The following is a 13,292-nucleotide window of genomic DNA, read 5'->3' on the forward strand; positions in this document are numbered from 1 at the left end:
TCGTCGGCAATCGGCAAGACCGTATCGTTCACACCAACAACACCGTCCTCACGACGGTGATCAGGATGTACACGATGATCATCAATACGAAGAAGGACAGGTCGAGCGCCACGCCCCCGAGACGCAGCGGCGGAATGACCCGCCGCAGAAGCTTGAGTGGCGGATCAGTGACAGTGTAGGCGGCCTCAAGAATGACCACCATCGCCTTGCCGGGTTGCCATGAACGGGCGAACTGGAAGACATAGTCCATCACCAGCCGGAAGATCAACACGATCAGGAAGCAGTACAGCGCGATGTAGATCACCTGACCAAAGACACTCATCTCGCGCTGTCCCTCTCCCCTTGCCTTGCTCCTGTGTTGGCCTCACGGCCTCGGTGTGCCCGGTGTTGCGTCTCAGCTTTGGTTGAAGAACCCGCCCTCTGCGATACGGGCCTTGTCCTCCGCCGTGACATCGACGTTAGCAGGCGACAACAGGAACACCTTCTGCGTCACCCGTTCGATGCTGCCGTGAAGACCAAACACCAAACCGGCCGCAAAGTCGACAAGTCGCTTCGCGTCGGTGTCGTCCATCTCCGTCAGATTCATGATCACCGGAGTGCCCTCACGGAAGTGTTCCCCGATGGTACGGGCTTCGTTGTAGGTCCGGGGGTGAAGTGTGGTGATGCGGTAGGGCTCCCGCTCGGACACAACCTTGGGCATGATCACCGGTGCGTTCTTCTCCAGATTCGGACGGTCGGGTGTGATGGATGCCACGGGGGCGATTCGCGCGGGTCGTCCGTTTTCCGCGGCAAGCGGGGCCGGTTCACGTTGCGCCGGAGGTGTCACGGCACGGACGGGTTCCTCCCGTTCCGGGGGAATTTCGGCCTGCACCGCGTGCTGTTGACGCCGCCCGCGATCGGGCTCCGGGTCAAGCTCGGGCTCGAACTCGTCATCGGGGTCGAACCCCCGGCCGTCGTACCCATCGTCCTCCACGAGGCCGAGGTAGACCGCCATCTTGCGCATCGCGCCGGCCATTCTCTGCGTCCTCCGCTCTGTGGTGGATCGGCTCCGTCACCAGGGGCCTTGGATCCACTCGGCCTGCCCCGCTTTTTACGGGAATGACCATATTTTGTGCTGTGGTCCGACTTGCTTGGCGACGTTACCGGAGCCGTGGTCGGACTCCGAGTACCGCAGTGCCGACGCGCACATGTGTCGCCCCGGCCGCCACGGCCTCTTCGAGATCCGCGCTCATGCCTGCTGACACCATGTTGGCACCAGGATGGTTCCCGCGCAGGTCGGATGAGATTTCCATGAGCCGTTCGAAAGCCGCGAGTTCACGCCCCGCATAGGGTCCGGCCAGCGGCGCGACGGTCATCACACCGTCCAGCCGCAGACCTTGGGCGCCGGCGATCCGCTCGGCGAGCGCCGCGACACCGTCCGGCGCCACCCCGCCCCGCTCACCCCGCACCCCCGACTCCGCGTCAAGTGCCACCTGGATCAGGCAACCCAGTTCGCGCCCGGTGCGCACCGCCTCCTTGTCGAGTGCGGTGATGAGCCGGGCCCGGTCGACCGACTGAACAATTCCGGCATAACCAGCCACAGACCGCACCTTGTTGGTCTGGAGCTGACCAACGAAGTGCCAAGTAAGGGGCGAATCAGCACATTCAGCGGCCTTGGGGGCCGCCTCCTGATCCCGGTTCTCCGCGACCTGCCGCACCCCGAGCTCCGCGAGCAACCGGACGTCGCTCGCGGGGTAGGTCTTGGTGACCACGATCAGGGTCACCTCGTCACGCGGCCGGCCGGCCTTGGCGCAGGCGGCGGAGATACGTTCCTCCACCCGCGCCAGATTCTCTGCCAGTTGCGACTTGCGGTCCTCCGTCACGGTGTGGCCTCCCCCAGCCCCGGGCCGGGGGTGTCCCCGAGCCATACATAGCTCGCGAGCCGCCCCGTCGTACGGTCGCGCCGATACGAGAAATGGTCCGCGGATTCGCGGGTGCAGATGTGGGAATCTTCACGCACCAGCACGCCCTGCGCGGCGAGTTGGGCCCGTACCCCCGCGGTGACGTCGACCGCGGGAGTGCCCCAACTGGTCATCGCGCGGGCCTCCGGCACCACCGCGGCGACATCGGACCGCATCTGCTCGGGCACCTCGTAACAGCGCCCGCAGATCGCCGGTCCGGTGTACGCGATCATCCGCGCCGGCTCCGCGCCCCGCTTCACCATCGCCTCGACCACCGCCGGGACGACCCCGGCGACCAGCCCGGGCCGGCCGGCGTGCGCGGCCCCGGCAACCCCGGCAACCGGGTCGGCGAGCAGGACCGGGGTGCAGTCGGCGGTCAGGACCGCGAGTGCGAGGCCGCGGCGCTCCGTCACCACCGCGTCCACACCGGGGATGTCGTCGCCGTGCCGCCAGGGCCCGTCGACCACCGCGACGTCCCGGCCGTGCACCTGGTTCATCCAGACCACCGCGGCCGGGTCGAGGCCGAGTTCCCCCGCGGTGCGGGCCCGGTTGGCATGGACGGCCTGCGGGTCGTCGCCGACCGCGCCGCCGAGGTTGAGCTGATCATACGGAGCGGCGCTCACCCCGCCCCACCTGTCGGTGAAGGCGAAGTGCGCGCCGCTCTCGTGGTGCTGTTGCCCTATCACTTCAGTGCTTCGGTCACTTCAGGAAGTCGGGGACGTCCAGTTCCTCCGCCGCCGAGTCCGAGTACGGACGGGCCGGGGGAACCTGCGGAGCGCTCGCCGGGGACGACGGGACCTCGCCCAGCGAGGAGGAGGACTCGGCGGGCGCCGGCTCCTCGTCCCGTACGGGCACCGAACCCAGTCCGCCGAAGGACGACGAACGCGGCTCGGGCGGAGTCGCCGGACGGCTCGGGGCCGGGGCGGGCTCCTCGCGCTTCGGGGCCGACAGTGCGGAGGACTGCGCATCCCGGCGGGCCGGCGGCTGACCGCCGTCGAAGCCGGCGGCGATGACCGTCACCCGGACCTCGTCGCCCAGTGCGTCGTCGATGACCGCACCGAAGATGATGTTGGCTTCCGGGTGTGCCGCCTCGCTGACCAGCTGGGCGGCCTCGTTGATCTCGAAGAGACCGAGGTCGGAGCCGCCGGAGATGGAGAGCAGCACCCCACGGGCGCCGTCGATGGACGCCTCCAGGAGCGGCGAGGAGATCGCCATCTCCGCTGCGGCCACCGCGCGGTCGTCGCCGCGCGCCGAGCCGATCCCCATGAGGGCCGAGCCGGCCTCCGACATCACGGACTTGACGTCGGCGAAGTCGAGGTTGATCAGGCCCGGGGTGGTGATCAGATCGGTGATGCCCTGAACACCCGACAGCAGGACCTGGTCCGCGGACTTGAACGCGTCGAGCACGCTCACCTGGCGGTCCGAGATGGACAGCAGTCGGTCGTTGGGGATCACGATGAGGGTGTCGACCTCTTCGCGCAGCTGGGCGATGCCGTCCTCGGCCTGGTTGGCGCGACGGCGGCCCTCGAAGGTGAACGGGCGGGTGACCACACCGATCGTCAGGGCGCCCAGCGAGCGCGCGATGTTGGCGACGACGGGTGCGCCGCCGGTGCCGGTGCCGCCGCCCTCACCCGCGGTCACGAAGACCATGTCGGCCCCCTTGAGGACCTCCTCGATCTCCTCGCGGTGGTCCTCGGCCGCCTTCCGACCCACATCCGGGTTGGCGCCGGCGCCGAGCCCGCGGGTCATTTCGCGGCCGACGTCGAGCTTGACGTCGGCGTCGCTCATCAGCAGCGCCTGCGCATCGGTGTTGATCGCGATGAACTCGACGCCCTTGAGCCCGACCTCGATCATCCGGTTGATGGCGTTCACGCCACCGCCGCCGATGCCGACGACCTTGATGACTGCGAGGTAGTTCTGCGGTGCTGCCACGTCGAAGGCCTCTCGCCTCGAGTTACGTGTCGTCGCCGCACTGCGTGTGGACGCCGACTGATGCCGATGGGACGGTTCGTATCGCCGACCCGAACCCTAACGTTGAAGTTTAGGGTTACCTGTGCCTGTGTTCCTTGCTTCCATAGTCCCTTTGGAACGAGACACTAAGTCGACAAGGCGCGCCCGTTCAACGAACACGCCGAACCTCCCGTTTTTCTTTTCACCCTATGTGATCACCCATAGTCGTAGCCATCCAGGGTGCTGGCCTGCCACTACGGACGTCAACTCGCGGACACCGCAGGGGCGCTGGGTACCGAGATGTCGAAGTGGCGCGCGTCACGCGCCGCTTTCAGCAGCGCGGTCAGCACCTTTGCCTTTTCGGCGCCCTGTTCGCGGCTGCCCCACGCGACCGTGCGGCCGCCGGTCAGTTCGACGGTGATGGCGTCATAGGACCGTACGCGAACCTTTCGTACGTCCTTGCGTACGGCCGCCGGCAGATCCTGGGCGACCTCGACCGCGGCGCGCCGCAACCGGTCGATTCCGAACCGGTGCAGACTCGGGGAGTCGGAGACGGTCATTTCCAGAAGCGGAACGCCCTTGGGGGCCGTGGCGACCGTGGCGAACCGGACGCCCTCGGCGTCCACTTCGACAAACTTTCTGCCCGATCGCAGCAGCAGTTCCGGCTCTCTTTCGGTCACCTTCAGGCTGATTGTGTGCGGCCAGGACCGCTCGACGTCCACGGTCTTGATGCGCGGCAGCCGTGCGCGCAGCCGGTGAGCCAGTGCGTCCGTATCGACCGAGGCCAGCGGCGCGTTCATCGGGGCGTCCGCGGCGGCGATGACCTCATGCGGCGTCAACACTTTGGTGCCGGTGGGGCTGACGCGTTCCACCCGGAGCCAGTTCGAGGCATAGAGGGCCCAGACGCCGAACGCGCCGAGCAGCACCGCGACGATCAGGATGATGATCAGACTGCGGCGGCTCGGCGCGCGAAGAGGAAGGCGCTCCCACCGGAATCTCCGCCCCGGGGGTGCCGCGGCGGAGGGCGGGCCGGACAGTGACTTCTTCTCGCCTCGCCGGGCGGTTGTCGGTCCGGCCACGCTCCCTGCCTTCTCTCGTGGGCTACTTGTTGCGCTGTGCGATCGCCTCGTACACCATGCCGACCAGCAGCTCGTCGGCGTCCCGGCGGCCGAACTCGGAGGCCGCGCGCGACATCTCGTACAGCCGGTGCGGATCGGCCAGGACCGGGAGCACGCTGTTCTGCACCCAGTCCGGGGTCAGCTGGGCGTCGTCGACCAGCAGGCCCCCGCCGGCGTTGACCAGCGGCTGGGCGTTGAGCCGCTGCTCGCCGTTGCCGATGGGCAGCGGGACGAAGGCGGCCGGGAGCCCGACGGCGGACAACTCGGCGACGGTCATCGCGCCCGCGCGGCAGAGCATCATGTCGGCCGCGGCGTACGCGAGATCCATCCGGTCCACGTACGGTACCGGGACATAGGGGGGCATCCCGGGCATGTTGTCCGCATGCGGCAGTTCGTTCTTCGGACCGACCGCGTGCAGGACCTGGATGCCGGCGCGCTGGAGGACCGGAACGGCGGCCTGGATGACCTCGTTCAGCCGACGGGCCCCCTGGGAACCACCGGACACCAGCAGGGTCGGAAGGTTGGGGTCGAGACCGAAGGCGGCCCGCGCCTCGGGGCGGACCGCGGCGCGGTCCAGGGTGGCGATGGTGCGGCGCAGCGGGATACCGACATACCGGGCACCGCGCAGCTTGCTGTCCGGGGTACTGACGGCGACGAACTTGGCGTACCGCGAGCCGATCTTGTTGGCCAGGCCGGGGCGGGCATTGGCCTCGTGGACGATGATCGGCACCCCGAGCCGCTTGGCGGCCAGATAGCCGGGCAGCGCCACATAGCCGCCGAAGCCCACGACGCAGTCCGCCTTCGTGCGCTCCAGGATCTGCTCGGCGGCCTTGATCGTGCCGCGCAGACGCCCGGGGACGGTGATCAGTTCGGGGGTGGGCTTGCGCGGCAGCGGCACGGCCGGGATGAGTCCCAGCTCATAGCCGCGCTCGGGGACGAGCCGGGTCTCCAGGCCCTTCTCCGTACCGAGTGCCGTGATCCCCACGGTGGGGTCCTGCCTCCGCAGTGCGTCCGCGAGGGCGAGCGCGGGCTCGATGTGGCCGGCGGTCCCCCCACCGGCGAGTACGACATGCACCGAAATTCACCGCTCTCCGGACGGCCGCTTCTTGACGCGCCGTCTCATCGTCTTCCATCTCACCCCAGCCTGCCTCCTGCCGAAGACCGGCTGCCGCATGGCCAACGCCGCTCGCGCAGCGGGCTCGTCACGCGCGAAGGCGATCATGAGTCCGATGGCGAACATCGTCGGCAGCAGGGCGGAGCCTCCGTAGGAGAACAGCGGGAGGGGGACCCCGGCGATCGGCAACAGGCCGAGCACCGCACCGATGTTGATCACGGCCTGGGCCGTGATCCAGGTGGTCACACCTCCCGCGGCGTACCGTACGAAGGGATCCTCCGTGCGTCCGGCCACGCGGATACCCGCATAGCCTAGAGCCGCGAAGAGGGCGAGGACCGACAGCGTCCCCGCCAGACCCAGTTCCTCCCCGGTGATGGCGAAGATGAAGTCGGTGTGCGGTTCCGGGAGTTCACCCCATTTTTCCATACTTGCACCGAGGCCGGAACCGAAGAATCCGCCGGACGCGAGCGCATAGATGCCGTGCACGGCCTGCCAGCACTGATCACCGGGCCCCGGATCGGTCGCTCCGATGCAGGCCAGGCGGGACATCCGGTTCGCGCTGGTCTTGATCAGCAGCGCCCCGATCAGCGTGGCGGCGCCCAGCACCCCCACGAAGAGCCGGGTCGGCGCCCCGGCCAGCCACAGCAGTCCGAAGAGGATCGCCGTGAGAATGATCGCGGTTCCCATGTCGCCGCCGAGCATGATCAGCCCGAGCAGCAGGAACGCGACCGGGATCAGCGGCACCAGCAGATGCTTCCACTGCACCAGCAGCCTTTTGTCCTGTTTGCGGGCCAGCAGATCGGCGCCCCACAGCACCAGCGCGAGCTTGGCGAACTCGCTCGGTTGCATCTGGAAAGGTCCGCCGAGGCTGATCCAGTTCTGGTTGCCGTTGACCGCGACCCCTATGCCCGGAATCTGCACCAGGCACATCAGGAACACCGAGACGGCGAGCAGCGGATAGGCCAGCCCGCGGTGCAGCCGTACCGGCATACGGGAGGCCGCCAGCAGCAGCCCGCCGCCCAGGACGGCGGCCAGCAGCTGCTTGCGGAAGAAGTACGTCGGGGCGAGACCGGACTGAAGCGCCTTGATCTGGGACGCCGAGTAGACCATCACCAGCCCCAGGACGGTGATCAGCAGGCTGCCGCCGAGGATCAGGTAGTACGCGGTCAGCGGGCGGTCCCAGGCCCGTCTCAGCCGGGTGTGGAGCCCCCGGGCACCGCCCGGGGTGCGGCCGCCGCGCGGCTTGCGTGCCGTGGAGGGCCGGCGGGCCGGACGCGGGCCGGACGCCTTCGCCGATCGGGCCGTCATCCTCGTCCCCTCCACAGGTGCGCGCGCCGCCGGCGCTCGGCGACAGCGGGGAGAAACGGGTCTAGTGATCCCGGGCGGTCAGCGCACCGACCGCCTCGGCGAAGGCCTCGCCCCGCTTGTTGTAGTTGACGAACATGTCCATCGAGGCACAGGCCGGAGCCAGCAGGACGGTGTCGCCGGGCCGGGCCAGACGGGTCGCTTCCCGGACCGCCTCGGACATCGCCCCAGTGTCGGTCCGGTCGAGGTCGACCACCGGCACATCGGGGGCGTGTCGCGCCAGGGCTTCCGCGATCAGCGCCCGGTCGGCGCCGATCAGCACCACCCCGCGCAGCCGGGCCGCCGACTTCTGCACCAGCTCGTCGAAGGTCGCGCCCTTGGCGAGGCCGCCGGCGATCCAGACGATGTGCTCGTACGCCGCCAACGACGCCTCGGCGGCGTGGGTGTTGGTGGCCTTGGAGTCATCGATGTAGGTGACGCCGTCGAGCTCCGCGACGTGCTGGATGCGGTGCGCGTCCGGATGGAAGGCGCGCAGACCATCGCGTACGGCGGTGGGGCGGACGCCGAAGGCACGGGCCAGCGCCGCGGCCGCGAGGGCGTTGGCGATGTTGTGCGGGGCCGGCGGCGTGACGTCCGAGACCTCGGCGAGCTCCTGGGCCTGCTGCTGCCGGTTCTCCACGAAGGCCCGGTCGACGAGGATGCCGTCGACGACACCGAGCTGGGAGGGGCCGGGGGTGCCGAGGGTGAAGCCGATGGCCCGGCAGCCCTCCTCGACGTCGGCCTCGCGCACCAGGTCCTCGGTCGCCTTGTCGGCCGCGTTGTAGACGCAGGCGACGGTGTTGCCCTCGTAGATCCGGCCCTTGTCGGCGGCGTACGCCTCCATGGAGCCGTGCCAGTCGAGGTGGTCGGGGGCGAGATTGAGGACGGCCCCCGAGTGCGCCCGTAGGGAGGGCGCCCAGTGCAGCTGGTAGCTGGAGAGCTCGACGGCGAGGACGTCGTAGGGGGCCTCGCCGTCCTTGCCCTGCCCCAGGACGACATCGATGATCGGCGTGCCGATGTTGCCGACGGCCAGGGTGCGCAGGCCCTCGGCGGCCAGGATCGAGGCCAGCATCCGCACGGTGGTGGTCTTGCCGTTGGTGCCGGTGACCCCGAGCCAGGCCGCGGCGCCGGGGCCCCGCAGCCGCCAGGCGATCTCCACATCGCCGACGACCTCGACGCCCGCCGCCGCGGCCGCCGCGAACAGCGGGCTGTCCGGCTTCCAGCCGGGCGAGGTGACGACGAGCTCGGTGCCCTCGGGGAGCGTGTCACCGTCACCGAGGCGGACGGTGATCCCCGCCGCCGTCAGCTCCCGCGCGGCGGCGCGCTGCTTGTCGCCGTCACCGCCGTCCACGACGGTGACGTGTGCGCCGAGGCCGGCCAGCGCGCGAGCGGCACTGATGCCGCTCACGCCCAGGCCGGCGACGGTGATGTGCTGACCGGCGAACCCCGCGGGGTGGTCGGTCGGGCCGTGCGTGGTCACTTTGCTGCCTGCCAGCCGCCGTAGAAGATGCCGAGTCCCACGATGACGCACATGCCCTGAATGATCCAGAACCGGACCACCACAAGGACTTCCGACCACCCCTTGAGTTCGAAGTGGTGCTGGAGTGGCGCCATCCGGAAGACCCGCTTCCCGGTCAGCCGGAAGGAACCGACCTGGATCACCACGGACATGGTGATCAGGACGAAGAGACCGCCGAGGATGGCGAGCAGCAGCTCCGTACGGGAGCAAATGGCCAGACCGGCCAGCGCGCCGCCCAGGGCCAGCGAGCCGGTGTCGCCCATGAAGATCTTGGCGGGCGAGGTGTTCCACCACAGGAAGCCGAAGCAGGCGCCCATCAGCGCGGAGGCCACCACCGCGAGGTCGAGCGGATCGCGGACCTCGTAACAGCCCGGTCCGGCGGTGATCTGGTTGGCGCAGGACTCCTGGTGCTGCCAGATGCCGATGAAGGTGTACGCGCCGAAGACCATCACCGAGGCGCCGGTGGCGAGGCCGTCGAGGCCGTCGGTGAGGTTCACGCCGTTGGACATCGCCAGGATCATGAACAGCGCCCAGATGACAAAGATCACCGGGCCGATCTGCCAGCCGAAGTCCTGGGTGAAGGAGAGCCGGTCCGACGCCGGGGTCTGCCCGCGCAGATCGGCGAACTGGAGCGAGAGCACCGCGAAGGCGATGCCGACGATCAGCTGGCCGGCCATCTTCGCCTTGGCCCGCAGGCCCAGCGAACGCTGCTTGACGATCTTGATGTAGTCGTCGAGGAAGCCGACCAGGCCCATGCCCGCGAAGAGGAAGAGCACCAGCACGCCCGAGAAGGTCGGATCGCTGGAGGTGATCACCTTCGTCACGGCGTAGGCGATGATCGTGGCCAGGATGAAGGAGATACCGCCCATGGTGGGCGTGCCCTTCTTGCTGCCGTGGGTGCGCGGGCCGTCATCGCGGATGAACTGCCCGTATCCCTTCTTGGCCAGCAGCTTGATCAGCAGCGGGGTGCCGATCAGGGTCAGGAAGAGCCCGATCATTCCGGAGAAGAGGATCTGCTTCATCGAGTTCATCGGGTCGCGGCTCCACCCTCAGCGCCCGCGGCGCCCAGCATGCCCTCGTCCAGCAAAGCTGCGGCGACCCGCTCCAGCCCCACCGACCTGGACGCCTTCACCAGCACGACATCTCCCGGCCGCAGCTCGCTGCGCAACAGGTCGATCGCCGCCCGCGCGTCGGACACGTGCACCGACTCCTCACCCCACGAACCCTCGTTCTTGGCGCCCATGTCGAGCCAGGCCGCTTCCCTGCCGCCGACTGCCACGAGCTTGCTGACGTTGAGCCGGACGGCCAGCCGCCCGACCGCGTCGTGTTCGGCGAGTGACTCCTCGCCGAGCTCAGCCATCTCACCGAGCACCGCCCACGTACGAGCGCCCGTCGCCTTGCCGGCTGCGCCCATCGCGACCAGCGCACGCAGCGCCGCTCGCATGGACTCGGGATTCGCGTTGTAGGCGTCGTTGACGATCCGCACGCCGTCCGCGCGCTCGGTGACCTCCATACGCCAGCGGGAGAGCGTGCCGGCTTCGGAGAGCGCGGTGGCGATCTCGTCTGCGGGCATGCCCAACTCATGGGCGACGGCGGCCGCGGCGAGCGCGTTCGACACGTGGTGCTCACCGTACAGCCGCATGGTCACATCGCTGCACCCGGAGGGTGTGCGAAGCGTGAAAGCGGGCTGACCAAGATCCGTGAGCCGGACATTCTCGGCACGTACGTCGGCCTCCTCGGCCTCGCCGAACAGGACCGTGCGGGCCCGGGTGCGCGGCACCATGGCGCGGACGTAGGGGTCGTCGGCGTTGAGCACCGCGATCCCGCCGTCCTCGGCCGGGGGCAGCGACTCGACGAGTTCGCCCTTGGCCAGCGCGATCTGCTCACGGCCGCCGAACTCGCCGATGTGCGCGCTGCCGACGTTCAGCACCACACCGATCCTCGGCGGGGTCAGCCCGGCGAGGTAGCGGATGTGGCCGACGCCGCGGGCGCCCATCTCCAGGACGAGATGCCGGGTGGTCTCATCGGCGCGCAGCGCGGTCAGCGGCAGCCCGATCTCGTTGTTGAGGTTTCCCTCGGGCCAGACCGTCGGGCCGTGGCGCTGCAGCAGCTGGGCGATCAGGTCCTTGGTGCTGGTCTTGCCGGCCGAGCCGGTCAGGCCCACGACGGTGGTGCCCAGCCGTGCGACGACGGCGCGGGCGAGCGCACCGAGCGCGGCGACCACGTCGTCGACGACGATCGCGGGGACGCCGAGGGGGCGGGCGGCCAGTACGGCCACCGCACCGGCCTCGACGGCGCCCTGTGCGAAGTCATGGCCGTCGACGCGTTCACCGGCGAAGGCCACGAACAGCGCGCCGGGGCCCACCGCACGGGAGTCGGCCACGACCGGTCCGGTCACCCGCCGGCCGTCGTCCGGTATGTCGTGCTGCTGCCCTCCGACGATGCTCGCGATCTCGGCGAGCGACAGGGAGATCACAGGTCACCCCCGGTACTGGGCGGGCGGTGACGGTAAAAGGGTTGTGCGCGCATGGCGGTGTGTCATCCCTGGTGGTTCGGCTGCGGTGACTTCAAGGAAGCCTCGATGGCCTCGCGCAGTACCTGGCGGTCGTCGAAGGGGCGGACCACTCCGGCGATGTCCTGGCCCTGCTCGTGGCCCTTGCCCGCGACGATCACGGTGTCCCCGGGCTCGGCGCGGGCGACGGCGGCGGCGATGGCGACGGCGCGCTCTTCCTCGACGAGCACCGTGCCGCGTTCATGAATGGGGACCTCCGCGGCGCCCGCGAGCATCGTGGCGAGGATCGCGAGGGGGTCCTCGCCGCGCGGGTTGTCGGAGGTCAGTACGGCCGTGTCGGCGAGCCGGGCCACCGCGGCACCCATGGGGGCGCGCTTGTGCGGGTCACGGTCGCCGCCACAGCCGAGGACGGCGTGCAGCTTGCCGTCGGTGACCTTGCGCAGTGCGCGCAGAACCGATTCGACGGCGTCTGTCTTGTGGGCGTAGTCGACCACCGCCAGATACGGCTGGCCGGCGTCGATGCGCTCCAGACGGCCGGGGACGCCGGGCACCGCGGCGACGCCGTCGGCCGCGGTCTGCGCGTCGATACCGGCGACGACCAGCGAGACGATCGCGGCGAGCGCGTTGGCGACGTTGAACGGGCCGGCGATCGGGGACGCGGCGCGCAGGGTGACGCCGTCCGGGCCGTGCACGGTGAAGGTCGAGCCGAGGGTGCCGACCTCGACGTCGGAGGCCCGCCAGTCGGCGTCGGGGTGACCCTCCGCAGAGAAGGTGGTGACCGGGACCTCGGACTCGCCCTCGGCCAGCCGCTTGCCGTACTCGTCGTCGAGGTTGACGACACCGGCGCGGCTGCGGGCCTTGGTGAAGAGCTGGGCCTTGGCCTGGAAGTAGTCCTCCATGCCGGAGTGGAACTCCATGTGCTCCGGGCTGAGGTTGTTGAAGATCGCGACGTCGAAGACGCAGCCGTCGACCCGGCCGAGGACCAGTGCGTGGCTGGAGACCTCCATGGCGACCGCGCGGACGCCGCGCTCACGCATCACCGCGAACAGCGCCTGGAGGTCGGTGGCCTCCGGGGTGGTGCGCTCGGACTTGATGCGCTCGTCGCCGATCCGGGTCTCGACGGTGCCGATCAGCCCCGTCAGCCCCCCGTCGGGAGCCTTGGCGGCCGCGGCCCGCAGTCCGCCCTCGATGAGATAGGCGGTGGTGGTCTTGCCGGAGGTGCCGGTGATGCCGATCTGGAGGAGGCCCTCGCCCGGCGTTCCGTAGATGGAGACGGCCAGGGCGCCCATCCGCGCGCGCGGGTTGTCGACGACGAGCACCGGCAGGCCGGTCGCGGTGGCGCGCTCGGCACCCGACGGATCGGTCAGGACCGCCGCGGCGCCGAGGTCGGCGGCCTGGGCGACGAAGTCGGCACCGTGCAGACGGGCACCGGGCAACGCGGCATAGACGTCGCCGGGGCGGACCGCCCGGGAGTCATGGGTGATGCCGGTGACCATCACGGGCCGTGCGGCATCGGCGGCGCCGGGCCGGCCGGCGTCCGGGGCCGGGCATCCCAGCTGCTCGGCGAGGTCCGCCAGGGGGGTGGGGCGGACACGTTCAGGGCGCGGGGCTCCCGGATACGTACCGGACCCGCCCTTCCCGGCGTGCTGGGCTTTCGGGGACTGATCAGCGTGTGACACGGCGGTGAGCGTACCGGGCACCACCGGCCCGGGGCGAAGTGAGGGCCGTCGGGGGGAGCAGTTTCCGGGAGCGGGGGTGCCGTCGGGGGTGCCGTCGGGGGTGATGGTCGTCACGG

General features: G+C 69.8%; 12 protein-coding genes. All 12 read right to left on the minus strand.

From position 1 onward, the window contains the following. Positions 1-28: 28 nt before the first annotated feature. A complete protein-coding gene (locus AC3EUV_RS16685; protein WP_085924893.1) occupies positions 29-322 on the minus strand; it encodes a YggT family protein in 294 nt (97 codons plus the stop codon). 72 nt (positions 323-394) lie between these two features. After that, positions 395-1,015 (minus strand): cell division protein SepF, encoded by a 621-nt coding sequence (locus AC3EUV_RS16690; protein WP_432143138.1) that lies wholly within the window; start codon positions 1,013-1,015, stop codon positions 395-397. Between the two features lie 124 nt (positions 1,016-1,139). Continuing rightward, the gene (locus AC3EUV_RS16695; RefSeq protein WP_435603225.1) at positions 1,140-1,862 is read right to left on the minus strand and encodes a YggS family pyridoxal phosphate-dependent enzyme; all 723 of its coding nucleotides are present in this window, start codon (positions 1,860-1,862) and stop codon (positions 1,140-1,142) included. Further along, positions 1,859-2,626 carry a peptidoglycan editing factor PgeF gene (gene pgeF / locus AC3EUV_RS16700; protein ID WP_432143136.1) on the minus strand — a complete coding sequence of 256 codons (768 nt, stop codon included), beginning with the start codon at positions 2,624-2,626 and terminating at the stop codon, positions 1,859-1,861. The genes AC3EUV_RS16695 and pgeF overlap by 4 nt, the downstream gene beginning before the upstream one ends. Positions 2,627-2,639: 13 nt before the next feature. Further along, a complete protein-coding gene (ftsZ, locus tag AC3EUV_RS16705; protein ID WP_387248876.1) occupies positions 2,640-3,872 on the minus strand; it encodes a cell division protein FtsZ in 1,233 nt (410 codons plus the stop codon). A gap of 281 nt (positions 3,873-4,153) precedes the next feature. Beyond that, positions 4,154-4,969 carry a cell division protein FtsQ/DivIB gene (locus AC3EUV_RS16710; protein ID WP_432143135.1) on the minus strand — a complete coding sequence of 272 codons (816 nt, stop codon included), beginning with the start codon at positions 4,967-4,969 and terminating at the stop codon, positions 4,154-4,156. A gap of 22 nt (positions 4,970-4,991) precedes the next feature. Next, positions 4,992-6,083 carry an undecaprenyldiphospho-muramoylpentapeptide beta-N-acetylglucosaminyltransferase gene (murG, locus tag AC3EUV_RS16715; protein WP_435603226.1) on the minus strand — a complete coding sequence of 364 codons (1,092 nt, stop codon included), beginning with the start codon at positions 6,081-6,083 and terminating at the stop codon, positions 4,992-4,994. 6 nt (positions 6,084-6,089) lie between these two features. Beyond that, on the minus strand, positions 6,090-7,430 hold the full coding sequence (gene ftsW, locus AC3EUV_RS16720) for a putative lipid II flippase FtsW (RefSeq protein ID WP_432143133.1): 1,341 nt from the start codon (positions 7,428-7,430) through the stop codon (positions 6,090-6,092). Positions 7,431-7,491: 61 nt separating this feature from the next. After that, entirely contained in the window at positions 7,492-8,946 is a 1,455-nt protein-coding gene (murD, locus tag AC3EUV_RS16725) for a UDP-N-acetylmuramoyl-L-alanine--D-glutamate ligase (RefSeq protein WP_432143132.1), read from the minus strand. Continuing rightward, a complete protein-coding gene (gene mraY, locus AC3EUV_RS16730) occupies positions 8,943-10,007 on the minus strand; it encodes a phospho-N-acetylmuramoyl-pentapeptide-transferase (RefSeq protein ID WP_042162194.1) in 1,065 nt (354 codons plus the stop codon). Before mraY ends, murD begins: the two co-directional genes overlap by 4 nt. A 5-nt stretch (positions 10,008-10,012) precedes the next feature. Continuing rightward, a complete protein-coding gene (locus AC3EUV_RS16735) occupies positions 10,013-11,461 on the minus strand; it encodes a UDP-N-acetylmuramoyl-tripeptide--D-alanyl-D-alanine ligase (protein ID WP_432143131.1) in 1,449 nt (482 codons plus the stop codon). A 62-nt stretch (positions 11,462-11,523) separates the two neighbouring features. Beyond that, positions 11,524-13,290 (minus strand): UDP-N-acetylmuramoyl-L-alanyl-D-glutamate--2,6-diaminopimelate ligase, encoded by a 1,767-nt coding sequence (locus AC3EUV_RS16740; RefSeq protein WP_435603227.1) that lies wholly within the window; start codon positions 13,288-13,290, stop codon positions 11,524-11,526. Between the last annotated feature and the right edge of the window lie 2 nt (positions 13,291-13,292).

Source organism: Streptomyces sp. bgisy130 (assembly GCF_057708345.1).